The organism is Pseudomonas oryzihabitans NBRC 102199 (assembly GCF_000730625.1).
Lineage (GTDB): Bacteria > Pseudomonadota > Gammaproteobacteria > Pseudomonadales > Pseudomonadaceae > Chryseomonas > Chryseomonas oryzihabitans.
In genome coordinates this window covers 24,786-46,995 of sequence record NZ_BBIT01000002.1, presented here as the reverse complement: position 1 = coordinate 46,995, position 22,210 = coordinate 24,786, and the positions used below count along the sequence as shown (strand labels likewise).

At 66.8% G+C, this 22,210-nt stretch carries 23 protein-coding genes; 11 read left to right on the top strand and 12 right to left on the bottom strand.

The window, feature by feature from the left end:
* Positions 1 to 42: 42 nt before the first annotated feature.
* The 12 genes from POR01S_RS01750 to aroC all read right to left on the bottom strand — a co-directional run bounded on the left by POR01S_RS01750 (position 43) and on the right by aroC (position 10,453).
* Positions 43 to 780: a proteasome-type protease gene (locus POR01S_RS01750; protein ID WP_027601867.1), complete on the bottom strand. Its 738-nt coding sequence runs from the start codon at positions 778 to 780 to the stop codon at positions 43 to 45.
* A 98-nt stretch (positions 781 to 878) separates the two neighbouring features.
* On the bottom strand, positions 879 to 1,679 hold the full coding sequence (locus POR01S_RS01745; RefSeq protein WP_027599879.1) for a transglutaminase family protein: 801 nt from the start codon (positions 1,677 to 1,679) through the stop codon (positions 879 to 881).
* Positions 1,676 to 2,629 (bottom strand): alpha-E domain-containing protein, encoded by a 954-nt coding sequence (locus tag POR01S_RS01740; RefSeq protein ID WP_007159008.1) that lies wholly within the window; start codon positions 2,627 to 2,629, stop codon positions 1,676 to 1,678. The genes POR01S_RS01745 and POR01S_RS01740 overlap by 4 nt, the downstream gene beginning before the upstream one ends.
* Positions 2,630 to 2,691: 62 nt before the next feature.
* On the bottom strand, positions 2,692 to 4,101 hold the full coding sequence (locus tag POR01S_RS01735; RefSeq protein WP_007159009.1) for a circularly permuted type 2 ATP-grasp protein: 1,410 nt from the start codon (positions 4,099 to 4,101) through the stop codon (positions 2,692 to 2,694).
* Positions 4,102 to 4,358: 257 nt separating this feature from the next.
* Positions 4,359 to 4,700: a ribonuclease E inhibitor RraB gene (locus POR01S_RS01730; RefSeq protein ID WP_007159010.1), complete on the bottom strand. Its 342-nt coding sequence runs from the start codon at positions 4,698 to 4,700 to the stop codon at positions 4,359 to 4,361.
* Between the two features lie 104 nt (positions 4,701 to 4,804).
* On the bottom strand, positions 4,805 to 5,656 hold the full coding sequence (speE, locus tag POR01S_RS01725) for a polyamine aminopropyltransferase (protein WP_027599880.1): 852 nt from the start codon (positions 5,654 to 5,656) through the stop codon (positions 4,805 to 4,807).
* A 96-nt stretch (positions 5,657 to 5,752) separates the two neighbouring features.
* A complete protein-coding gene (locus POR01S_RS01720; protein WP_026083979.1) occupies positions 5,753 to 5,965 on the bottom strand; it encodes a PLD nuclease N-terminal domain-containing protein in 213 nt (70 codons plus the stop codon).
* Between the two features lie 249 nt (positions 5,966 to 6,214).
* Positions 6,215 to 6,901: an acireductone synthase gene (gene mtnC, locus POR01S_RS01715; protein ID WP_042133349.1), complete on the bottom strand. Its 687-nt coding sequence runs from the start codon at positions 6,899 to 6,901 to the stop codon at positions 6,215 to 6,217.
* Positions 6,898 to 7,449, bottom strand: a complete 552-nt coding sequence (locus POR01S_RS01710; RefSeq protein WP_007159014.1) for a 1,2-dihydroxy-3-keto-5-methylthiopentene dioxygenase — start codon at positions 7,447 to 7,449, stop codon at positions 6,898 to 6,900. The genes mtnC and POR01S_RS01710 overlap by 4 nt, the downstream gene beginning before the upstream one ends.
* Complete coding sequence (locus tag POR01S_RS01705; protein ID WP_027599883.1) at positions 7,446 to 8,060, bottom strand: methylthioribulose 1-phosphate dehydratase; 615 nt, start codon at positions 8,058 to 8,060, stop codon at positions 7,446 to 7,448. Before POR01S_RS01705 ends, POR01S_RS01710 begins: the two co-directional genes overlap by 4 nt.
* 123 nt (positions 8,061 to 8,183) lie before the next feature.
* Positions 8,184 to 9,347, bottom strand: a complete 1,164-nt coding sequence (locus POR01S_RS01700) for an MFS transporter (RefSeq protein WP_042133347.1) — start codon at positions 9,345 to 9,347, stop codon at positions 8,184 to 8,186.
* Positions 9,348 to 9,361: 14 nt separating this feature from the next.
* Entirely contained in the window at positions 9,362 to 10,453 is a 1,092-nt protein-coding gene (aroC, locus tag POR01S_RS01695) for a chorismate synthase (protein ID WP_042133345.1), read from the bottom strand.
* A gap of 135 nt (positions 10,454 to 10,588) precedes the next feature.
* Between aroC and POR01S_RS01690 the strand changes: the two genes are divergently transcribed.
* The 11 genes from POR01S_RS01690 to POR01S_RS01640 all read left to right on the top strand — a co-directional run bounded on the left by POR01S_RS01690 (position 10,589) and on the right by POR01S_RS01640 (position 22,025).
* Positions 10,589 to 11,557: an alpha/beta hydrolase gene (locus tag POR01S_RS01690; RefSeq protein WP_042133343.1), complete on the top strand. Its 969-nt coding sequence runs from the start codon at positions 10,589 to 10,591 to the stop codon at positions 11,555 to 11,557.
* A 43-nt stretch (positions 11,558 to 11,600) separates the two neighbouring features.
* Complete coding sequence (locus POR01S_RS01685; RefSeq protein WP_042133341.1) at positions 11,601 to 12,380, top strand: hypothetical protein; 780 nt, start codon at positions 11,601 to 11,603, stop codon at positions 12,378 to 12,380.
* A 145-nt stretch (positions 12,381 to 12,525) separates the two neighbouring features.
* A complete protein-coding gene (locus POR01S_RS01680; protein ID WP_042133339.1) occupies positions 12,526 to 14,904 on the top strand; it encodes a penicillin acylase family protein in 2,379 nt (792 codons plus the stop codon).
* Positions 14,905 to 15,148: 244 nt separating this feature from the next.
* Complete coding sequence (locus POR01S_RS01675) at positions 15,149 to 16,345, top strand: CmpA/NrtA family ABC transporter substrate-binding protein (RefSeq protein WP_042133337.1); 1,197 nt, start codon at positions 15,149 to 15,151, stop codon at positions 16,343 to 16,345.
* Positions 16,346 to 16,356: 11 nt separating this feature from the next.
* The gene (locus tag POR01S_RS01670) at positions 16,357 to 16,929 is read left to right on the top strand and encodes an ANTAR domain-containing response regulator (protein ID WP_027599890.1); all 573 of its coding nucleotides are present in this window, start codon (positions 16,357 to 16,359) and stop codon (positions 16,927 to 16,929) included.
* 98 nt (positions 16,930 to 17,027) lie between these two features.
* The gene (locus POR01S_RS01665) at positions 17,028 to 17,351 is read left to right on the top strand and encodes a TM2 domain-containing protein (RefSeq protein ID WP_037006984.1); all 324 of its coding nucleotides are present in this window, start codon (positions 17,028 to 17,030) and stop codon (positions 17,349 to 17,351) included.
* Positions 17,352 to 17,497: 146 nt separating this feature from the next.
* Entirely contained in the window at positions 17,498 to 18,739 is a 1,242-nt protein-coding gene (gene alaC / locus POR01S_RS01660; RefSeq protein WP_007159024.1) for an alanine transaminase, read from the top strand.
* Positions 18,740 to 18,833: 94 nt separating this feature from the next.
* Positions 18,834 to 19,028 (top strand): hypothetical protein, encoded by a 195-nt coding sequence (locus tag POR01S_RS01655; RefSeq protein WP_007159025.1) that lies wholly within the window; start codon positions 18,834 to 18,836, stop codon positions 19,026 to 19,028.
* Positions 19,028 to 19,783, top strand: coding sequence for a hypothetical protein (locus POR01S_RS01650; protein WP_027601858.1), 756 nt, complete (start codon positions 19,028 to 19,030; stop codon positions 19,781 to 19,783). The genes POR01S_RS01655 and POR01S_RS01650 overlap by 1 nt, the downstream gene beginning before the upstream one ends.
* Positions 19,784 to 19,906: 123 nt before the next feature.
* Entirely contained in the window at positions 19,907 to 20,422 is a 516-nt protein-coding gene (locus POR01S_RS01645) for a DUF4142 domain-containing protein (protein WP_027599893.1), read from the top strand.
* 391 nt (positions 20,423 to 20,813) lie between these two features.
* Positions 20,814 to 22,025, top strand: coding sequence for an MFS transporter (locus tag POR01S_RS01640; RefSeq protein WP_027599894.1), 1,212 nt, complete (start codon positions 20,814 to 20,816; stop codon positions 22,023 to 22,025).
* Positions 22,026 to 22,210 lie beyond the last annotated feature (185 nt).

Sequence of the window (22,210 nt, the reverse complement as noted above, 5' to 3'; positions counted from 1 at the left end):
GTGCTGGTCATCCCCAACCTCTCGCGGTTCTTTGGCTGATCCCTAGCGCCAGTAATCCGCAGGCGCTGCCGGCAAGGCTGCCAGCAGATCACGCAGCCCCTCCCCCCAGCCCTTGCGCAGGGCCTGGAAGTAGGGATCCTGTTCGTCGATCCGATGACTGCTGACCTGCGCCAGTCGATCACGCGGATAGACCACCAGATCCAGCGGTAGCCCCACCGACAGGTTGCTGCGAATGGTGGCGTCGTAGGACAGCAGCGCGCAGCGCAGGGCTTCTTCCAGCGGCGTCGCGAAGGTCAGCGCCCGATCCAGGATGGGCTTGCCGTATTTGCTCTCGCCGATCTGGAAGTAAGGCGTGTCCTCGGTGGCGCTGATGAAGTTGCCATGGGGATAGAGATTGAACAGCTCCGGCTCCGCGCCGCGGATCTGCCCACCCAACAGAAAGGAACAGCTCAGGTCCAGGCCGTGACCGCTGGGCGCATCCTCGGCATCGCGCTGCAGGACCTCGCGCAGGGTCTGCCCCAGCAGCCGGGCGGCGTCGTACAGGGTGGGTACGCCGTGCAGGTTGTCCTGCTCGCTGTCCAGGCGCTGTCGCAGCAGACTGATCACCGCCTGGGAGGTGGCCAGATTGCCTGCCGACTGGATGACGATCAGGCGCTCGCCAGGGATACGGAACAGGTGCAGCTTGCGAAAGGTGGCGATGTTATCGACCCCGGCATTGGTGCGGGAATCGGCGACGAATACCAGGCCATCCTGCAGTTTCATGGCGACGCAATAGGTCATGCAAACCTCGGGTGATGAAGCGGTCGACGCGACAGCGCCCGACAGCAAAAGAAAAGACGGCCCCTGGCCGCCTTTTCGTCTGCTATGGGCAGCGCCGATTATTGCTGTTGCTGCGCCTGCTGCAAGGGCTCGACCAGCACCCTGGCCTCCATGTGCTCCACCCCGCCGCCGCGGCGCATGCCGCGCACGGGACAGGCGTCCAGGTAGTCCAGACCGATGGCCAGCCGTAGGTGCCGCTCCGGCCGGGCCAGGCGATTGGTGACGTCGTAGCTGTACCAGGCGCCGTCATGCCAGGCTTCCGCCCAGGCGTGGCTGGAGAGGTGCGCGCTGTCGTCGGTGCACAGATAGCCGGACACATAGCGCGCCGGGATCCCCAGGCTGCGGGCGCAAGCCAGGAAGGCATGGGCATGGTCCTGGCACACCCCGGCGCCCTTGGCGAAGGCCTGGGCGGCATTGCCGTCCACCTCGGTGGAGCCGGGCACATAGGTCATGCGCTCGTGCAGGCGCTCCATCAGCTGGATAAGGGTGTCGCGATCGCGGCGACCGTCGCAGACCTCGCGGGCGAAGGCGGTCAGCGCCTCGTCGGCCTCGGTCAGCCGGGTCTGGCGCAGGAAGGGAAAGGCCGAGGCCTGGCAGGGTTCCGCCTCGAAGGTCTCGTCGATCTCCACCTGGCCGCTGGCGGTGATGGTGATGGCGTCGTGCGGCGTATCCAGGGTCAGCACATGCAGGATGTTGCCGAAGGGATCGCGCTGCGCCCGCGCCGGCCGTGGCAAGGCCAGCTCCCAGCCGAGGATCCGCTGACGGGCGTCGTCCTGGGGCGTGAGCCGCAGGTACTGGATGCTGGCGCGTACCTGGTCGGCGTAGCGATACAGGGTTTCGTGATGAATCGCGAGTCTCATACGGTCTCCAGGTAAGCGGTATTGATGGCGCTGCCGAGCTGGCGGACATGGACGATGAAGTCGCCGATCCAGGCATGGAGTCCTTCTTCGAGCACCTCATCGATGCTGGTATAGCGCAGCCGCGCCTCGAGACCGGCCGCCAGGCGCTTGGCCTCGCGGCCGTTCTCGCCGGGCAGACTGGCCAGCACCCGGTGCAGTTCGATCACGCAGGCCAGCAGCGAGCGCGGCAGGTCTTCCTGCAACAGCAGCAGTTCGGCGCCATTGCGCACGTTGAGGGCATCGCGATAGAGCTCGGTGTAGGCCTCGAAGGCGCTCAGGGCGCGCAACAGGGCGCTCCACTGATAGAAGCCGCGGGCGGAGGCGTCGCTGATGGCTTCCGCCTCCTCTTCCCCCAGTACCTGGTAGCGAGCGTCGAGCATGCGCAGGGTGTTGTCGGCGCGCTCGACGAAGGTGCCCAGGCGGATGAAACGATAGGCGTCGTTTCTCATGATGGTGCCGACGGTGGCGCCGCGGAACAGGTGGGAGCGCTCCTTGACCCATTCGCAGAAGCGGCTGATGCCGAAGCGGATCAGACCGGTGACGGCAATCTCGCGCATCTCCAGCCAGGTGGAGTTGACGTTCTCCCACATGTCGGCGGTGATGCGTCCACGCACCGCGTGGGCATTGCTGCGCGCGGCCTGCAGGCAGCAATAGATGCTGCCGGGGTTGCGCTCGTCCAGGGCGAAGAAATGCAGCAGGCGCTCGGGGTGCAGAGCGCCGTGCTTTTCCCGGTAGTCATCCAGGGTGCCGGTGATGAGCAGCGGCATGGCCAGCTCGTCCAGGCCTCCGCCCTGCCCGCTCTGCGGCATCATCGACAGCGAATAGCTGACGTCCAGCATCCGCGCGAGATTCTCGGCGCGCTCCAGGTTGCGGGACATCCAGTACAGATCGGCAGCGGTACGACTCAACATGGTGGGGTCGCCTTTCAAAGGTCCTTGCGAGGCCGCCGGGGCGGCCACTGTTCTGTGGCGATCTAGTCCTGCACCACCCAGGTGTCCTTGGTGCCACCGCCCTGGGAGGAATTCACCACCAGCGAACCTTCGCGCAGGGCGACCCGGGTCAGGCCACCGGGCACCAGGCGCGTCTTGCGACCGGACAGCACGAAGGGCCGCAGGTCGATGTGCCGCGGCGCGATGCCGTTCTCGACGAAGGTCGGGCAGGTGGACAGCGACAGGGTGGGCTGGGCGATGTAGGCGCTGGGATTGGCCTTGAGCCGGGCGCGGAAGGCTTCGATCTCCATGCTGCTGGCGGTGGGGCCGACCAGCATGCCGTAGCCGCCGGAGCCATGGACTTCCTTGACCACCAGCTCGGGCAGGTTGGCCAGCACATGGGACAGTTCGTCCGGCTTGCGACACTGCCAGGTGGGCACGTTGTAGAGGATCGGCTCTTCGCTGAGATAGAAGCGGATCATCTCCGGGACATAGGGATAGATCGACTTGTCGTCGGCCACCCCGGTGCCGATGGCATTGGCCAGGATGACGTTGCCGGCGCGATAGGCCGCCAGCAGGCCAGGGACGCCAAGCAGGGAATCCGGATTGAAGGCCAGGGGATCGAGGAAGGCGTCGTCGAGGCGGCGATAGATGACGTCGACCTTCTGGAAGCCCGAGGTGGTGCGCATGAACACCTGTTCGTCGCGCACCAGCAGATCGGCGCCCTCCACCAGCTCCACGCCCATCTCCCGGGCCAGGAAGGCGTGCTCGAAGTAGGCGCTGTTGAAGCGCCCCGGGGTGAGCACCGCCACCGTGGGGTTGTTGACCGGGGTGGAACTGCGCAGGGTGTCGAGCAGCAGATTCGGATAGTGGTCGATGGGCGCGATGCGCTCCAGGGTGAACAGCTCGGGAAACAGCCGCATCATCATCTTGCGGTTCTCGAGCATGTAGGACACCCCGCTGGGGGTGCGCAGGTTGTCTTCCAGCACGTAGTAGGCACCGTCGCCATCGCGCACCAGGTCGACCCCGGCGATATGGGCATAGATGCCATTTGGCAGGTCCAGTCCCTGCATCGCCAGCTGGTACTGGTCGTTGGCCAGCACCTGCTCGGCGGGAATGACCCCGGCCTTGATGATGCGCTGGTCGTGATAGAGGTCGTGGAGAAAGAGATTCAGCGCCTGGACGCGCTGGATGCAGCCGCGCTCGATGATCTGCCATTCGCTGGCGGGAATGGCCCGCGGTAGCGCATCGAAGGGAATCAGGCGCTCCGTGCCCTGCTCGTCGCCATAGAGGGTGAAGGTGATACCGGCGCGATGAAACAGCAGGTCGGCTTCACGCCGCCGCTGGGCCAGGAGTTCCGGGGGTGTCTCGCTCAGCCATTGCGCATAGCGACCATAGTGCGGTCGGCATTGCGCCTGGACGTCATACATCTCGTTATACAGTTGGCGGCTCATGCCGATCTCCTTGTCACCCACGGTGCAGCTTCGCAAGCCGCGTGCCAGCGCAAGAGGCTTGTAGATCAAGCTCTTGCGCGGCATCGGGTCGCGCGGTGCACCAAAGCCAGGCACGTAAGCGTGCGCATGCACCGCAACGTTTCCGTCATGAGCCTAAGACGGTGCGGCGGGCGGAAAGTGCGATGATTGAGCGGCGGGGTGATTTCAGAGGGTGAGACGGGCATCCCCGGCGGGATGCCGCCTCGGCAGGGCTTGGATCAGGCAGAGCTGCGGCTGACTTCCTGGGTCACGCCCCAGCCGTCGAGCTGGCCGCCCAGGGGCACCACCACCGCTTCCAGATCGCTTTCGAAATCGTCGATGGTGGCGTGGGTGGCGAACATCACCTTGCTGACCTGCAGATGCCAACCCCCCTCTTCGTGCGGCATCACCTGGGCATTGAGGGACTCGCCGTGAAACTGGTCCGCAGCGATGCGGGCCTTGCCTTCATCGGCGAAGATGGCGAAGAAGTCGATTGGATGGAAGCGGGCGAAATCGAAGCCGCCCTCCTTCATCCGCTGCAGCAGGTTCAAGCTCACATCATCGGCAAACGACAAGGACATAGGACAACCCTCCTCTGGTTCGGATGATCTTCTCGCCGAAGCGTAGCTACCGACGTCCGGCGAGTCGCGGCTGAAAACTCGAACGGTGCCGCGACCGCCAGGGCTTACGCCTTGCCGATGGCCTCCAGCACGTATCGAGGTAGAGCAAAGGCAGCAGCATGCAGCTCCGGGGTGTAGTAACGGGTCTGGATGCCTGTATCACTGTAGCGCTGCGCCAGGGTTTCGGCATCTTGCCGACGCAAGGTCACGTCCTTGCTGCCCCAGGCGAGGGTCATGACGCCCCCTATGTAGGTAGGCACCGCTGACAGGTAAAAGTGCCAGTCGGCGAACAGCCCGGACATCCGGCCGGCAGTGGTCCTGACCTCGTCCAGTTGCAGGAAGGGGGTACCGTTCTGGGCCACCATCACGCCACCCTCGTTCAGGCAGCGATGGCAGGCCTGGTAGAAGTTCTCCGAGAACAGCACCTCGGCCGGGCCGATGGGATCGGTCGAGTCGGAGATGATGACGTCGTAGCGCTCGGTGGTGTTGGCGACGAAGTTCATGCCGTCGTCGATCACCAGATTCAGCCGCGGATCCTCGAAGGCACCCGCGGAATGGCCGGGGAAGTGCTCCTTGCACATCTCCACCACCGAACCGTCGATCTCGACCATGGTGATGTGCTCGACCCCCTGGTGCTTGGCCACTTCGCGCAGGATGCCGCCGTCACCGCCGCCGATGATGAGCACCCGCTTGGGCGCCGGATGGGCCAGCAGGGGCACGTGGGTGAGCATCTCGTGATAGATGAATTCGTCGGCCTCGGTGGTCTGGATCACGCCATCCAGGGCCATGACCTTGCCCAGCACGGCGTTCTGGAAGATCACCAGGTGCTGATGCTCGGTGCGCACCTCGTGCAGCATGCGCTCGACGGTGAAGCGCTGGCCATAGCCGTCGTAGAGGGTTTCCAGGTAGTCGCTCATGTCGATCTCCGCAGGTGGCAGGCCGAGACGAGCAATGCCCGGCCAAAAGCCGGGCATTGTAAGAGCTGGATGTGACAGGCTCCAGTGTTGTGCTGGCTAACCCTTGTGGGTGGGCGCGGTGGCCGAGCGATTGCCGCGCGGGCCGGCGGCCGCCCAGGCGATCAGGCCGATCACCGGCAGCACGATGATGAGCACGGTCCAGCCGATCTTGGCGTTGCTGGTGCTGTCACTGCGGATGACGTTGACGATGGCCCAGATGTCGAGCAGGAAGACGATGAAGCCCAGTACACCGCCAATGGTGGAATTGATCATGTCGCGACTCCCGTTGCGAGGACACAGGTCTCGTCAATTGGGACTGGCAAGAGCGGCGTCGAGTTCGGCCGGCTCGCTTGGCAGCGGCGCCGGCCGAGGGTATTCAGAGCCAGGGCAAAGGCTCGCGAGCTAGAGACAAACAAGGCGAAAAAGGCTGAGGAAGCGGAGTTTACAAGCGGTAAATGAGCATTCCGAAGCCATTTTCAACGCCGTTTGGCCGACGCGCAGCAGCCTTTGTCCAGGCTCTCAGGCGAAGGCCGCGAGATCGATGTCAGCGAAGGACGCCACGCACGGATGATCGCCGAGCTGGCCACCGGCACGCACCAGGCCACAGGTCGGCAGACCCGCCTGGCGCGCGGCATCCAGCTCTTCCACCACGTCGGAAAGAAACAGCAGGTCCGCCGGCTCGTGGGTGGTGGCCGAGGCAATGCGCGCATAGGACGCGGCGTCGCGCTTGCCGCCGGTCAGGGTATCGAAATACCCGGAAAACAAAGGGGAGAGATCGCCGTGCTCCGAGCAGCCGAAGATCAGCTTCTGCGCCTGTATCGAGCCCGAGGAATAGACGTACAGCGGCAGCCCGGCCGCGTGCCACTGGCGCAGCGCCTGGACCGCGTCGGGATAGACGTGCCCCTTGAGGGTGCCGGCGCGATAGCCCTGCTCCCACACCTGCCCCTGCAGGGCCTTGAGCGGGGTGGCCTTGCGGTCGGTGGCGATCCATTCCAGGAGGATGGCGATCACCCGCTCCACGTCGGCGTCCAGCTCGCCGGCTTCGGCGCGCACGGCGTCGAGCTGCTCCGCCACCGCCGGCTCCCCGGCCTGGGCGCGCACCAGCGCCGGCAGGTGCTCGCGGGCATAGGGAAAGAGCACGTCGAAGACGAAGCTGACGGCGCTGGTGGTGCCTTCGATATCGGTGAGGATGGCCTTGATCGTCACGCCTCGACCTCCAGGCGCGGGAAGCGCTGGGCGATGTCGACGCCGGTGAAGTGGGCCACCCAGCCGTCGGGATTGTCGAACAGGCGAATGGCGACAAAGGACGGCGACTCGCTCATGTCGAACCAGTGCGGGGTGCCGGCCGGCACCGAGATGAGGTCGTCCTTCTCGCAAAGCACGGCGTAGACGTGATCGTCGATGTGCAGGGTGAAGAGCCCCTGCCCGGCGACGAAGAAGCGCACCTCGTCCTCGTTGTGCCGGTGCTCTTCGAGGAACTTGGCGCGCAGCGCCTCCTTCTGCGGATGCTCGGGATGCATGCTGATGACGTCGACGGTCTGGTAGCCGCGCTCCTGGATGAGGCGATCGATCTCCGGCCGGTAGGCGGCGATCACCTCATCCTGGCTGGCGCCGGGTGCCACCGGGGCGGTGGCCTGCCAGCGCTCGAAACGCACCCCGACCTCGGCCAGGGTGGCGGCGATGTGCTCGCCATCGCTGATCACCTTCAGCGGCTGGCGCGGTTCGGCATCGTGGTAGACGGTCAGTCGGCTCATGGACGCAGGCTCCGGGTCTTGAGTTCGCATTCGAAGAGGAATTCGAAGGCTTCCACGTGGCGCAGGGCATCGGCCATGCGCGGGCCCCAAGTATAGAGGCCGTGTCCGCGGATCAGGTACCCCACGCAGTCGGGATGCACGTTCAGCCAGGTCTGCACCTTGTCGGCCAGGCGCGGGATGTCCTGGTCGTTGTCGAACACCGGGATCTCCACCCGCACCTCGTGGGTGGTGACGCCGTGCAGGGCCTTTTGCAATTCGTAGCCGTCCAGCAGCAGGCGATCCCCTTCGAGCTGGCGCGAAAGCACCGTCGAGTTCACTGAATGGGTGTGCAGCACGGCGCCGATCTCCGGCTGCCAGCGATAGAGCTGGGTGTGCAGCGCCGTCTCCGCGGAGGGCTTCTTGGGCTCCAGCGGCGCACCGTCGAGATCGGTGGCGAGGATGTCGTCCAGCTCCAGCTGGCCCTTGTGCTTGCCGGACACGGTCAGCAGCAGGCGGCTGTCGGACAGCCGTACCGAATAGTTGCTGCTGGTGGCCGGCGACCAGCCGCGACCATAGAGGAAGCGACCGGCGTCGATGATTTCCCGGGCCAGTTGCTCACGCTGCTGGATCATGGAGGGTTCTCCTTGGTTCTGTACGAAAAGTCGCCGAGCGACGGTCAGGCGAGGCGAAAAACGCTGAGGAAGCGGAGTTTACGAGAGGTAAATGAGCATTCCGAAGTGTTTTTCAACGAAGCATCACCAAGCGCAGGCACTTTTCGTACTGGACCTAACGGACAAGAGGATGAGGAAGGCCCCGGCCAGCGCCGCCAGGGAGGCGCCGGCAAAGGCGGCAAGGGCACCGGACACCTGCCAGGCATAGCCAGCATACAGCGCGCCGAGCGCCCCGCCAGCCCCGGACAGGGCGGCATAGAGCGACTGGGCCTGGCCCTGGCGGCGGCGGTCGAAATGGGACTGGACGAACTGGATGGCGGCGGCATGGAAGCAGCCGAAGGTGGCCGCATGCAGCAACTGGGCGAACAGCAGCACCGCCAGGTGATCGGCCAAGGCGCCCAGCAGCAACCAGCGCCCGGCGGCGATGAGAAAGGCGGCTACCAGCAGGGTGTTGAGCGCCAGCCGCGCCAGCAGCTGCGGCATCACCAGGAAGATCAGCACCTCGGCGACCACCCCCAGCGACCAGAGCTGGCCGATGACGCCGCGGCCATAGCCGAGGTCTTCCAGGTGCAGGGTGAAGACCGTGTAATAAGGACCGTGGGACAGCTGCATCAGCGCTGCGGCGAGGAAGAAGGCCAGCACCCGTGGCTGGCGCAGGGTGGTCAGGAAGGGCTCGGCCGGCGCCTCGGGGCGCTGGCCCGGATCGACCTTGACCCCCGGCACCGCCAGCGAGGCGAGCAGGATGATCGCCATCACCAGCAGCAGATAGGCCGGGTAGAGATCCAGACTGACGTATTCGAAGGCCCAGCCGAGTCCCGCCACCGCGGCAATGAAGCCGATGGAGCCCCAGAGGCGGATACGCCCATAGCGCTGTGGCTGGTCGCGCAGGTGGGCCAGGGTGATGGCTTCGAACTGCGGCAGCACCGCATGCCAGAAGAAGGCATGTCCGGCCATGATCAGCGCCAGCCAGGCGAAGCCCTGGCCCAGGTAGATGCCGGAAAAGCACAGCAGGGTGCAGGCGGCGCCCAGGCGGACGATGCTCAGCCGGCGGCCGGTGCGATCGGCCAGCCAGCCCCAGAGATTGGGCGCCAGCACCCGCATCAACATGGGGATGGCCACCAGCTGGCCGATGGCGGTACCGGAAAAGCCCAGATGGTGGAAGTACAGCCCCAGGTAGGGCGCAGTGGCCCCCAGCAGCGCGAAGTAGGCGAAATAGAAGCCCGACAGCCGCCAATAGGGAACCGGCATCGTCCGTCCGCTGATCAGAGTTGCGGTAGGACGGGCGTGCCCACCCGCACCTCGGCGTTCTGGGCGCGGTGACGCAAGAGGTGATCCATCAGCACCAGGGCCATCATCGCCTCGGCGATGGGCGTGGCGCGGATGCCCACGCAGGGATCGTGGCGACCCTTGGTGATGATATCCACCGGTTGGCCGTGGACGTCGATGGAACGCCCCGGGGTGGTGATGCTGGAGGTGGCCTTCAGCGCCAGGTGGGCGACGATGGGCTGGCCGGAGGAGATGCCGCCGAGCACGCCACCGGCGTTGTTGGACAGGAAGCCTTCCGGGGTCAGTTCGTCCCGGTGCTCGGTGCCGCGCTGGGCGACGCTGGCGAAACCGGCGCCGATCTCGACGCCCTTCACCGCGTTGACGCTCATCAGCGCATAGGCCAGCTCGGCGTCCAGGCGATCGAAGATCGGCTCGCCCAGCCCCGGCGGCACGCCGTCGGCGACCACGGTGATGCGCGCACCCACAGAATCCTGATCGCGGCGCAGCTGGTCCATGTAGGCCTCCAGCTCCGGCACCCGGTCCGGATCGGGGCTGAAGAAGGCGTTCTCTTCCACGCTGTCCCAGGTCTTGAAGGGGATCTCGATGGGACCCAGCTGGCTCATGTAGCCGCGCACCCGGATGCCCTGGCTGGCCAGGTACTTCTTGGCGATGGCGCCTGCCGCCACGCGCATGGCGGTCTCCCGCGCCGAGCTGCGACCGCCGCCACGGTAGTCGCGCAGGCCGTACTTGTGGTGGTAGGCGTAGTCGGCATGGGCCGGGCGGAACAGGTCCTTGATCGCCGAGTAATCCTTGGACTTCTGGTCGGTGTTGCGGATCAGCAGGCCGATGGGGGTACCGGTGGTGACGCCCTCGAAGACCCCGGAAAGGATCTCCACCTCGTCCGCTTCCTGGCGCTGGGTCGTATGGCGGCTGGTACCGGGCTTGCGCCGATCCAGGTCGCGCTGCAGGTCGGCGAGGTCCAGGGGCAGTCCGGGTGGGCAACCGTCGACGATGGCGACCAGCGCCGGGCCATGGCTTTCGCCGGCGGTGGTGACGGTAAACAGCGTGCCGAGGGTATTGCCGGACATGCGAGGGCTCCGCGCTACGGGTGAAAGGTATAGATTCAAATTGGGAATGGGCGATTTTACACGCGCCGTGGTCTTTTACACGGATTGTGTGCGGGATAGGCCCCCACACCCCAACTCTCCGGTGCCCTTCTCGCCATGCGTCTGCTGTTCTCCCTGCTGCTGTGCCTCGCCCTGCCCGCCCTCGCCACGGCGGCCGATCCCGTGCTCTATCGTCCCCTCCAGCTCGACACCGGCAGCGGTGTACTCAAGGGCAGTCTGATCCTGCCCCGTAGCGACAGGCCGCAACCGGTGGTGCTCTTCGTTTCCGGCTCGGGGCCCATCGATCGCAACGGCAACGCCCCCGGCGCGCGCAACGCGGCCCTGCAGCGGCTGGCCGAGGCCCTGGGCCGGCAGCGGATCGCCAGCGTGCGCTTCGACAAGCGCGGCGTGGCCGAGAGTCGCAGCGCCGAGCCGGACGAGAGTCGCCTCAGCGTGGAGCGCTATGTCGACGACCTGGTCGGCTGGATCCGGCTGCTGCGCGCCGATCCGCGCTTTTCCGCGGTGATCCTGCTCGGCCACAGTGAAGGCGCCCTGATCGCCAGTCTGGCGGCCGACCAGGTGCCGGTCGCCGGGGTAGTGACCCTGGCCGGCAGCGGCCGGCCCATCGACGTGGTGCTGCGCGAGCAGTTGGCGGGCAAGCTGTCGCCGGCCGGCCTGGCCAGCGCCCAGTGGATCATCGACCAGTTGCTGCGCGGCACCCCGGTGCCCGAGGTGCCGAAGGAGTTGCTGGTGCTGTTCCGCCCCAGCGTCCAGCCCTATCTGATCTCGCTGTTCCGCCAGGATCCGGCCAGGGCCTTCGCCGGCATCCACGCGCCGGCGCTGATCGTCCAGGGCACCCATGACATCCAGGTGGAGGTCGACGATGCCCGCGCCCTGCAGCGCGCCAAACCGGATGCGGAACTGGCCATCATTGCCGGCATGAACCACATGCTGCGCATCACCCCGGCGGACTTCCAGGCGCAACTGCCCAGCTACGACGATCCCAACCTGCCCCTGGCCCGCGCGCTGGTCGAGCGCGTGACCGCCTTCGTCGCGCGCTCAGGTTCCTCGCGCGCCGGCCGATAAGCCAGCAAAGGCGCCCAGGCGGCGCACCCGCTGGAGCCCGTCCGTGGACACCCCCGATCACGCATCACCGGCCGTCGAGGCCGCACCCAACGAGCCCCATCCCTGGGCCAGCCTGCCGCCGGAGCGCTTTCAGCTGCTGCGGCTGATGCCGCAGCCGGCGGATCGCCGGGTCGGCGCGCGCCCGCTGCGCTTCGTGCAACTCGGCCTGGTCGAGCGCCATGGTGACGAGGAAAGCCTGCTGCGGCTGACGGTGCAGATTCCCGGTCAGCTGCTGCACCGCGAGGTGAACGTGCTGGAGGTCTGGGTCGACCATCGCCAAGGCGAAATCCGCCTCGGCCCGGAGCGCGGTCTGCAGATCGAGCCGGAAGAACGCGGCCTGGGACGCTTTATACTGGCGCGGGCGGCCGCCTGGGCACGCCTGCGCTGGAGCCACTACCGGGTGCAGGACCTGCCCCTGGCGCGCCGCGACGCCCTCGACGAAGACAGCCGCAAGCGCCGCGACCACGTGCTCGGCGCCCAGGGCTTCACCGTCGAGACGGCGGCGGATGACGAGCGTCAGCAGCTCTGCCGGGCCGCCCGGGTCAGCCAGCTGCGCGAGGACTGGAATGCCGACAAGGTGCAGCTGCTGTCGCTGCTGGACGGTGCCACCCTGCTGGAGCAGTGCGACCGGGTGATCGACGAGCGCGATGCCAGTCTGCGCCAGCTGGAGGACCGCATCGCCCTCTATCGCCGCGATGACATCTCGCTGCGCTTCGCCATCGGCTGCCTGGCGGTGTTCTGCCTGTTCCAGGCCGCGCTGCTGATCTGGATGGCGCTGCGCTGAGCGGTCTGGTGCCGCGCCAGGCACCCTTGCCGACGACCTGTCGGCAGCGCCCAGGCGCCACCCCTCGCCCGAGGCTTGCTCCCCCGCCGGACCCTGCTAACGTAGCCACCCGTTCGCATCCATCCGCCCGGAGTGTCCGCTGTTCATGGTCTCGCCTCTCCTGTTTCGCCCGCGCGCGCCCCTGCGTCTCGCTACCCTCGGCCTGCTGACCGCCCTCGCCGGCTGCCAGTACCTCGGCGAAGAGCAGCCGACCCGCAGCCAGCCGCAACTCAAGGGCAGCCTGCCGCTGCGCGGCCTGGCGCAGACCGCCTCGGTGCGCCGCAATGCCGACGGCCAGCCGCTGATCGAGACCACCACCTTTCACGATGCCCTGTTCGCCCTCGGCTACGTCCATGCCAGCGAACGCCTGGCGCAGATGGTCGAGCTGCGCCTGCTGGCCCAGGGTCGGCTGGCCGAGGCCTACGGCGAAAGCCGCCTGGACAGCGACAGGTTCATGCGCGCGGTGGACCTGCGCAAGGCCGCCCAGGTGGCCTACGGCAACGCCTCGCCACGGATGAAGGCCTTCTTCGAGGTCTATGCCCGGGGGGTCAACGCCTATCTCTATCGCGCCGGCGAACGGGTCCAGCTGGATGGCCACGACTACCGCGCCGAATACTGGAAGGCCGAAGACAGCGCCCTGCTCTTCGAACTGCTCAACTTCGCCCAGGCGGTGGACCTGCGCAAGGAAACCGCGGCGCTGGCCCTGGCCACCCAGGTCGGTCCCGAGCGCCTGGCCTGGCTCCTGCCCACCTACCCGGACGAACCCCTGCCGGACGAGGAGACCGCCAAGCTGCGCGGCCTGAATCTGCGCGGCCAGCTGCCAGGGCTCGAAGCCCTGCTGCAGGTCCAGCGGCAACTGGCGGAGCAGGCGCCCTTCGGCGGCCCCACCGGTACCGCCTGGGCGGCCACCCCGGGGCACACCCGCAGCGGCCGCAGCCTGCTCGCGGTGGACAAGGTCAGTGCCGTCGGCCAGTCGCCCTTTACCCTGGTGACCCTGAGGGCGCCGCGCTTCGAGGCCGTGGGTACCACCCTGCCCGGTCTGCCACTGCTGCTCGACGGCTACAACGGCAAGCTGGCCTGGGGCGCCGCGACCCTGATGGGCGACAGCCAGGACCTCTACCTCGAACGCCTGCAACGCCAGGGCGGTCGCCTGCAGGTGCAGAGCGGCGGTCAGTGGCAGCCGGCCGGCGAGCGGGTGGAGACCTTTTTCGTCCGCGGTGAAAAGCCGCGGCGCGAGACGCTCTATACCAGTCCCCGCGGTCCGCTGCTGAATCTGGCCCTGGCGCCGGACGCCAACGGCTACGGCCTGGCCCTGCGCAGCAGTCGCCTGGAAGCCGACAAGAGCCTGGACGCCCTTTTCGACCTCTCCCGCGCCAAGGATGTGGAGCGCGCCTTCGAACTGGCTCGCGACCTGCGCGCCAGCGACTGGAATCTGGTGTTCGCCGATGCCGAGCACATCGGCTGGCAGGTGACCGGGCGCTATCCCAACCGCCGCAGCGGCCTGGGTCTGCTGCCCTCGCCCGGCTGGGACGAGCGCTACGCCCGGGATGGCTACGCCGATCCCATGCTGCACCCCTATGACCAGGATCCGGCCCAGGGCTGGCTGGGCGCCGCCAACCAGCGCGTGGTACCGCGTGGCTACGGCATGCAGCTGTCCAGCAACTGGTCGGGCCCCGAGCGTCAGGAGCGCCTGGCGCAACTGGCCGGCCGTTCGGCGCGCCTCGATGGCCGCGACGCCATGGCCCTGCAGCAGGACCAGACCACCACCCTGGCCGCCAAGCTCAAGACCCAGCTCGACTCCCCCGGCTTCGCCGCGCCGCTGCGCCAGGCCATCGCCGCCCTCTCGGCGGGCCAGCGCCCGCAGGCGGAAGAGGCCCTGCGGCGTCTGCAGGGCTTCGACGGCCGCCTGGCCGCCGGCTCCGGTGACGCGGCGCTCTACGAAGCCTTTCTCCAGGCCCTGGCCGAACAGACCTTCGCCGACGAGCTGGGTGGCACCAGGAGTCCGGCCTGGCAGGCCTTCACCACCCTCAGCGACACCGGCTACAACGCCATCGTCGATCACCTCCTGGCGCGTGACGACAGTCCCTACTGGGATGACGTCAGCACCGCCGCCCACGAAGACAAGCCGGCGATCTTCGCCCGCGCCCTGGCCGCGGCCGTCGCCACCTGCGAAGTCCGGCTGGGTAGCGATCGCGCCAGCTGGCAATGGGGCCGCCTGCACCGCCAGGACGGCAACGCCTATGGTGGCGACGGCTCGACCCTGGACCTGACCGCCAGTCACTGGGGCGGCAACGACCGGGTCTGGCTGGCGCCGGCGCTGCGCCTGGTGGTGGACTTCGGCCTGGCCGAACCGCTGCAGGCGAGCCAGGTCGGCACCCCGGGCAAGGGCTGGACCCGCGGGCAATACCAGAGCCTGCCGCTGCAGCCGCAGAATCTGGAGCGCGTCTATGGGCGCGACCGCCTGCTGCTGATTCCACAGAAGTAGTCCCACCGCCGGCAACCCGCGACTTGGCGCGGGTTTTGCCCCGCTTCTGACCGACCTCAGCCGGCGTCGCCCTCGTTCGCCGCGCCGCGGACCGCTGCAAAGGCGCTGTCCCGCAGGCGCCCTGGCAATGAAAGCGCCCGTTGATGGTGCCGCGCCTGTCACCATAATGGTGCAGGCCCTAGTCGAGACGCCCATAGCGGTGCACAGAGAGGCGCCCTGGCGTCTGTCAGTTGCCGGAGACACCATGCCTGCCCAGCCTTCCCCCCACGCCGCGCACCTCTGGGTCGCGGGTTCGGACGCCCCGGAAAAGCCGGAGCTCAACCTGGGCTTCCTGCCCCTGAGCGATGCTGCCTCGCTGATCGTGGCGGCGACCCAGGGCTTTGGCGAACCCCATGGCCTGACGCTCAATCTGCACCGCCAGCCCTCCTGGTCGGCGCTGCGCGACAACCTGCTCAACGGCCAGCTCGACGCCGCGCACTGCCTCTACGGCCTGGTCTATGGCGCCCATCTCGGCCTGGGCGGCGCGCCCGCCACGCCGATGGCGGTGCTCATGAGCCTGGCGCAGAACGGTCAGAGCCTCAATCTGGCGCGTAGCCTGACCCGGGAAGGCGTCCGGGACACGGCCTCCCTGGTGGAGCGGATCCGCCAGCCGGACGCCAGACCGCTGACCCTGGCGCACACCTTTCCCACCGGCACCCATATCTTCTGGCTCTACTACTGGCTGGCGGCCCAGGGCATCCATCCCCTGCAGGACGTGCGCACCGCGCTGGTGCCGCCACCGCAGATGCCCGAGCACCTGGCCGCCGGCCGGGTCGACGGCTTCTGCGTCGGCGAACCCTGGGGCGCCGCCGCCGTGGCGCGCGGCCAGGGCTTCACCCTGACCACCACCCAGGCGATCTGGCCGGACCACCCGGAAAAGGTGCTGGCCTGCACCGGCCACTTCGCCGAGCGCTATCCCAATACCGCCCGGGCGCTGATCCGCACCCTGCTCGACGCCAGTCGCTTCATCGAGGAAAGTCGCGAGAATCGCCTGGGCACCGCCCAGCTGATCAGCGGCGCCGACTACGTGGACACCGACGCGGCGCTGCTCGCCCAGCGCTTTCTCGGTCACTACGAGGACGGCCTCGATGGCCATTGGGAAGACCAGCACCCCCTGGCCTTCCATCGCCTGGGCGCGGTCAATCCGCCCTATCTCTCCGATGGCCTCTGGTTTCTGACCCAGTTCCGCCGCTGGGGCCTGTTGCGCGAGGAGCCGGACTACCTGGCCATCGCCGAGGCCGTGCAGTGCACCGAACTGTACCGGCAGGCCGCCACCGACCTGGGGCTGGCGGTACCGCCGACCCGGCGCAGCAGCACCCTGTTCGACGGTCGCACCTGGGACGGCAGCGATCCGGCCGGTTACGCCCGCAGCTTCGCCATCCACGCGCTCAGCGACTACTAGGGAGAACGACCTTGCGCATCCTGCTCATCGACGACACCCCCAAGCAGGTCGGCCGTCTCAAGGCCGCGCTGATCGAAGCCGGTTTCGAGGTCATCGAGGAATCCGGTCTGACCATCGACCTGCCCGCACGCATCGAGGCCCTGCGGCCGGACGTCATCCTGTTCGACACCCAGTCACCCGGGCGCGACGTCATGGAACAGGTCTGCCTGGTCACCCGCGACCGGCCGCGCCCCATCGTCATGTTCACCGACGAGCATGACCCGGCGGTGATGCGCCGGGCCATCCAGTCCGGCGTCAGCGCCTATATCGTCGAAGGCATCCAGACCAGTCGCCTGCAGGCCATCATCGATGTGGCCCGCGCCCGTTTCGAGACCGACCAGGCCCTGCGCGCCGAACTCCAGGCCCGCGAGCAGCAGTTGCTGGAGCGCAAGAAGGTCGACCAGGCCAAGGGGCTGCTGATGAAGATGCGGGGCTGCAGCGAAGACGAGGCCTATACCCTGATGCGCCGCCAGGCCATGAGCAAGCAGCAGAAGCTGATCCAGGTGGCCGACCAGATCATCGCCATGAGCGAACTGCTCGGCTGAACCGGCGCCAGGAGCCCGCCACGGGAAATGGTCTGGCTCCGCTTTGTGTGGCACTATCCGCGCCCCCTGGATATTCACCCTCGAAAAGGACGTCTGTCATGAGCTCATTGCAAGCCGAAATGCTGGTCGAACAAAAGGTCGCCAACGCGCGCAAATCCACCGGCGCCGCCTACCTGATCTGGTTCTTTCTCGGCATGCTCGGCGGTCATCGCTTCTACCTCGGCCGCACCGGTACCGCCGCCATCATGCTGGTGCTCTCGCTGCTCGGCTGGGTCACCTTCTTCATTCCCTGGATCATCCTGGGGATCTGGTGCCTGATCGATGCCTTCCTCATCCCCGGCATGATCCAGCAGCACCAGGACAAGGCGCGCCAGCAGGCGCGACTGGAAGTGGCGGCGCTGCAGGCCGGTCACGCGCTCTGATCCGCACCGGAGCGCCTCGCCGGCGGCGCCCCGCTGATTTTTTCCTCGACAAGCGCAGCGACCTGCGGCTACTGTCCGCTGCAGGTCACCTCCTGTGACCCACGTCGCTCGGACGGTTCCGGGCGCTTACGTACTTCGAGGAACGCATGACTGATTCCAGTCCTGTGCGCCGCTTTGCGCGCATCGATCGCCTGCCCCCCTACGTCTTCAACATCACCGCCGAACTCAAGATGGCCGCGCGTCGTCGCGGTGAGGACATCATCGACCTGTCCATGGGCAATCCCGACGGGGCGACTCCGCCGCACATCGTCGAGAAGCTCTGCCAGGTCGCCCAGCGCGAAGACACCCACGGCTACTCCAGCTCCAAGGGCATTCCGCGCCTGAGACGCGCCATCTCCCACTGGTACCGCGACCGCTACCAGGTGGAGATCGATGCCGACAGCGAAGCCATCGTCACCATCGGTTCCAAGGAAGGCCTGGCGCACCTGATGCTGGCCACCCTGGATGCCGGCGACACCGTGCTGGTGCCCAATCCGAGTTATCCGATCCACATCTACGGCGCGGTGATCGCCGGCGCCCAGGTGCGCTCGGTGCCCCTGGTGCAGGGCATGGACTTCTTCGCCGAACTGGAGCGGGCCATCCGCGAAAGCATTCCCAAGCCGAAGATGATGATCCTCGGCTTCCCCTCCAACCCCACCGCCCAGTGCGTGGAGCTGGATTTCTTCGAGCGCGTGGTGGAACTGGCCAAGCGCTACAACGTGCTGGTGGTGCACGACCTGGCCTACGCCGACATCGTCTTCGACGGCTGGCAGGCGCCTTCCATCATGCAGGTGCCCGGCGCCAAGGACATCGCGGTGGAATTCTTCACCCTGTCCAAGAGCTACAACATGGCCGGCTGGCGGATCGGCTTCATGGTCGGCAATCCCGAGCTGGTCGCCGCCCTGGCGCGCATCAAGAGCTATCACGACTACGGCACCTTCACCCCGCTGCAGGTGGCGGCCATCGCCGCTCTGGAAGGCGACCAGCAGTGCGTGCGCGACATCGCCCAGCAATACCAGCAGCGCCGCGACGTACTGGTGCGCGGCCTGCATGAAGCCGGCTGGATGGTGGAGAACCCCAAGGCCTCCATGTACGTCTGGGCCAAGATTCCCGAGCCCTATGCCCACCTGGGTTCGCTGGAATTCGCCAAGAAGCTGCTGGCCGAGGCCAAGGTCTGCGTCTCGCCGGGACTGGGCTTCGGTGACTATGGCGACGACCATGTGCGCTTCGCCCTGATCGAGAACCAGGACCGCATCCGCCAGGCGGTGCGCGGCATCAAGCAGATGTTCCGTGCCGACGGCCTGCTACCCAAGGCGGCCGCGCGCAAATCCGGCGTCGAGCCGGCCTGAGTCTTCGCCGCGCCGTCGACCGGCGGCGCGGCGAATGCTTGTCAGTCCGGGTGTTCCAAGCTATAAGCCGCTATTGACCTCCCGGGATATCGCCATGCTGAAAGGCCTGTTCAATCTGCTCAAATCGCCCTCCGCGGACGATCTCAAGCTGGCCGCGAGCATCAACAACTCCTACAAGTCCATGCGCGTGGTCGGTCGCGGTACCCTGCGCATCGATCCGGCGGAGATCTTCGACTCCCCCGAATTCAAGGAAGACCTAGACCGCGCCCGGCGGCTCATCAACCGCTGATGTTCCTGCTGCTGCTCCTGCCGATCCTGGTCAGCGGTTTTCTCGTCTGCCACAAGCATCCGCTGTACTTCTACCGCCTGCATCGCTACGAGGGCCAGTACCTCTATCTGCAGAGCGCGCGCTTCGGCCTGTTCTGCACCCTGCTCGCCGTGATCCTGCACCTGGGCGTCGCGCAAATCGTGCAGGGGCGCAGCTGGTCCTGGGGTGAGCGGACTTTTTCCCTCGACTACTTCGCCGGTCTCGCCGAGCTGCTGCGCCGCACCGGCACCCTGGAAGATCCGCTGCAGGCCGCCTGGATTCTGCTGGTGACGGTGACCGCCCTGCTGATTCCCACGGCCTGGGCCACGCAGGCGCGCTGGACCATCAAGCACAAGTACGGCCTGAGCGAGGACAACTACCGCACCTTCATCCTCGCCGGCATTCTCAAGGACAGTCCGCTGGACGATCTGCTGATGACCGCCTCCATCAACAAGGAGACGCTGATGCTGACCCTGGAGGAGCGCAAGGTGTACGTCGGTCGCATCACCACCCTGGGCGAGCCGAGCGAAACGGAAGGCGCCGACCAGGACGTCTGCATCAAGCCGATCATGAGCGGCTACCGCGACAAGGACAAACTCTGGGTGACCTTCACCACCCACTATGCGGACAAGGGCAAGGACATCTACCTGACCCTGAAACAGAGCCAGATCGTCTCGGCAACACGCTTCGATTTCGACGCCTATGAAGCGTTTCGCTCAAGCGTAAGCCGCGCCTGATCTGGCTTCGCGCACTTTCTTCAGGGAACGTATGACTTTTTGGGCAGGTCCCATTTGCAGGCGCGTTCACCGCACAGCGGTGAGCCCCTTCCCTTACTGCCCAAGAAAATCAGGAGCACGTCCATGACGCCCATGCTGAAGAAAGCCTCCAGCCTGTCCCTCGCCATCCTGCTGGCTGCCGGTGCCGGCCTGGCCCAGGCCGCCGACAAGCTGTCTCCGGCCGAATTCGTCGACGACGCCTCGGCCAAGGGCATCGCCGAGATCGAAGCGGCCAAACTGGCCCTGGACAAGAGCAAGTCCCAGGACATCAAGACCTTCGCCCAGAGCATGATCGACGACCACACCAAGGCCAACGAGCAGCTCAAGAGCCTGGCCCAGGAGAAGAAGCTGAAAGTCTCCACCGACGCCGAGCTGATGGACAAGGCCAAGGCCATGATCCTGCAGGTGCGTGACGACTCCTTCGACCGCTCCTATGCCAACAACCAGGTCGTGGCCCACGAGCAGACCATCGAGATCTTCCGCAACGAAGCCAAGACCGGCGATGACGCCGCGCTCAAGGCCTTCGCCGAGAAGACCCTGCCGAAGCTGGAGCACCACCTCCAGGAAGCCAAGGCGCTGCAGACCAAGTACGCGAAGTAATAGCGTCATCCCAATAGAAAAGGCCGTGGCGAGTGATCGCCACGGCCTTTTCCTGCAGCCTATCGCGGCCATGGGCCGCTACCGTACCTGTAGGAGCGGCCCATGGCCGCGATCCGAACCCGGCCCGCACTACTTCGTAAGCGCCAACAAGGGGCAACCCGCCGTGACGGCGCTCAATTCTTGTGCAGCGCCTTGACCGATTCAGACGCTACCAATATCGCGATCCCCAGCTAACACTGGGCTCACTCAACTTGGCTTCGCTCTTGCAAAGACCTCGGCAGGGGTGGCCAACGGCGGTCACCCAACCGACAAAGGCGTCAGTTCACCTCCCGGCAACGGGCAAGGGTGACTGGCGCCTTTTTCATGCCCGTGACGTGCCCGAGGTGCCTCCATGAGTCCCAGTTTCTGGAAAGCCGGCCATGCGCCGACCCTGTTCGCCGCCTTCCTCTACTTCGACCTGAGCTTCATGGTCTGGTACGTGCTCGGTCCCATGGCCGTGCAGATCGCCACCGACCTGCAGCTGACCACCCAGCAGCGCAGCATGATGGTGGCCACGCCCATTCTCGCCGGTGCCGTCCTGCGTCTGATCCTGGGCTTCGTCGCCGATCGGCTGTCACCCAAGACCGCCGGCATCATCGGCCAGGTGGTGGTGATCCTGGCGCTGCTGGTGGCCTGGCAGCACGGTGTGCACAGTTATGAGCAGACCCTGGTGCTGGGCCTGTTCCTCGGCTTCGCCGGTGCTTCCTTCGCCGTCGCCCTGCCGCTGGCCTCCCAGTGGTATCCGCCGCAGCACCAGGGCAAGGCCCTGGGCATCGCCGGCGCCGGCAACTCCGGCACGGTGTTCGCCGCCCTCTTCGCCCCGGCGCTGGCCAAGGCCTTTGGCTGGACCAACGTATTCGGCTTCGCGCTGATCCCGTTGATCCTGACCCTGGTGGTCTTCGTGCTCTGCGCCCGCAACGCCCCGGAACGGCCGGCGCCCAAGAAGCTGGTGGACTACGGTCGTGCGCTGAACGACAAGGACAGCTGGTGGTTCATGTTCTTCTACAGCGTGACCTTTGGCGGCTTCCTCGGCCTTGCCAGCACCCTGCCCGGCTACTTCCATGACCAGTACAGCCTGGAGCCGGTGGTGGCCGGCTACTACACCGCCGCCTGCGTCTTCGGCGGCAGCCTGATGCGGCCCCTGGGCGGTGCCCTGGCCGACCGCATCGGCGGGATCCGCGCGCTGCTCGGCATGTATACCGTGGCGGCCATCTGCATCGCCGCCGTGGGCTTCCACCTGCCCAGCGCCATGGCGGCCCTGGCGCTGTTCGTGGTGGCCATGCTCAGCCTGGGCGCCGGCAACGGCGCGGTGTTCCAGCTGGTGCCCCAGCGCTTCCGCAAGGAAATCGGCGTCATGACCGGGCTGATCGGCATGGCGGGCGGCATCGGCGGCTTCGCCCTCACCGCCGGCCTGGGCGCGGTCAAGCAGGCTACCGGCGACTATCAACTGGGCCTCTGGCTGTTCGCCGCCCTCGGCGTGCTCGCCTGGTTCGGCCTGCTCAGCGTCAAGCGCCGCTGGCGCACCACCTGGGGCTCGGCTGCCGTTACCGCAGCGCGGGTCTGAGACCCTATTCAAAGCCTGCTGCGCGTCGGCCAAACCGCGTTGAAAATGCCCTGGGTCGCCAGCCCGGTCGGAATGCTCATTTACCGCTCGTAAACCCGAGCGCGGGTCCGATCCGCTTCCTCAGCCATTTTCGCGGGGCCGCCGAGGCCTTGTTTGTCGCTAGCTCGCAAGACTTAGAACAGGGT

Excerpts from the sequence above, each read along its gene's own strand:
- POR01S_RS01750 (WP_027601867.1), bottom strand. The coding sequence starts at position 780 with ATGACCTATTGCGTCGCCATGAAACTGCAGGATGGCCTGGTATTCGTC.
- POR01S_RS01745 (WP_027599879.1), bottom strand. The coding sequence starts at position 1,679 with ATGAGACTCGCGATTCATCACGAAACCCTGTATCGCTACGCCGACCAG.
- POR01S_RS01740 (WP_007159008.1), bottom strand. The coding sequence starts at position 2,629 with ATGTTGAGTCGTACCGCTGCCGATCTGTACTGGATGTCCCGCAACCTG.
- POR01S_RS01735 (WP_007159009.1), bottom strand. The coding sequence starts at position 4,101 with ATGAGCCGCCAACTGTATAACGAGATGTATGACGTCCAGGCGCAATGC.
- POR01S_RS01730 (WP_007159010.1), bottom strand. The coding sequence starts at position 4,700 with ATGTCCTTGTCGTTTGCCGATGATGTGAGCTTGAACCTGCTGCAGCGG.
- speE (WP_027599880.1), bottom strand. The coding sequence starts at position 5,656 with ATGAGCGACTACCTGGAAACCCTCTACGACGGCTATGGCCAGCGCTTC.
- POR01S_RS01710 (WP_007159014.1), bottom strand. The coding sequence starts at position 7,449 with ATGAGCCGACTGACCGTCTACCACGATGCCGAACCGCGCCAGCCGCTG.
- POR01S_RS01705 (WP_027599883.1), bottom strand. The coding sequence starts at position 8,060 with ATGATCCAGCAGCGTGAGCAACTGGCCCGGGAAATCATCGACGCCGGT.
- POR01S_RS01700 (WP_042133347.1), bottom strand. The coding sequence starts at position 9,347 with ATGCCGGTTCCCTATTGGCGGCTGTCGGGCTTCTATTTCGCCTACTTC.
- aroC (WP_042133345.1), bottom strand. The coding sequence starts at position 10,453 with ATGTCCGGCAATACCCTCGGCACGCTGTTTACCGTCACCACCGCCGGC.
- POR01S_RS01690 (WP_042133343.1), top strand. The coding sequence starts at position 10,589 with ATGCGTCTGCTGTTCTCCCTGCTGCTGTGCCTCGCCCTGCCCGCCCTC.
- POR01S_RS01680 (WP_042133339.1), top strand. The coding sequence starts at position 12,526 with ATGGTCTCGCCTCTCCTGTTTCGCCCGCGCGCGCCCCTGCGTCTCGCT.
- POR01S_RS01675 (WP_042133337.1), top strand. The coding sequence starts at position 15,149 with ATGCCTGCCCAGCCTTCCCCCCACGCCGCGCACCTCTGGGTCGCGGGT.
- POR01S_RS01665 (WP_037006984.1), top strand. The coding sequence starts at position 17,028 with ATGAGCTCATTGCAAGCCGAAATGCTGGTCGAACAAAAGGTCGCCAAC.
- alaC (WP_007159024.1), top strand. The coding sequence starts at position 17,498 with ATGACTGATTCCAGTCCTGTGCGCCGCTTTGCGCGCATCGATCGCCTG.
- POR01S_RS01655 (WP_007159025.1), top strand. The coding sequence starts at position 18,834 with ATGCTGAAAGGCCTGTTCAATCTGCTCAAATCGCCCTCCGCGGACGAT.
- POR01S_RS01650 (WP_027601858.1), top strand. The coding sequence starts at position 19,028 with ATGTTCCTGCTGCTGCTCCTGCCGATCCTGGTCAGCGGTTTTCTCGTC.
- POR01S_RS01645 (WP_027599893.1), top strand. The coding sequence starts at position 19,907 with ATGACGCCCATGCTGAAGAAAGCCTCCAGCCTGTCCCTCGCCATCCTG.
- POR01S_RS01640 (WP_027599894.1), top strand. The coding sequence starts at position 20,814 with ATGAGTCCCAGTTTCTGGAAAGCCGGCCATGCGCCGACCCTGTTCGCC.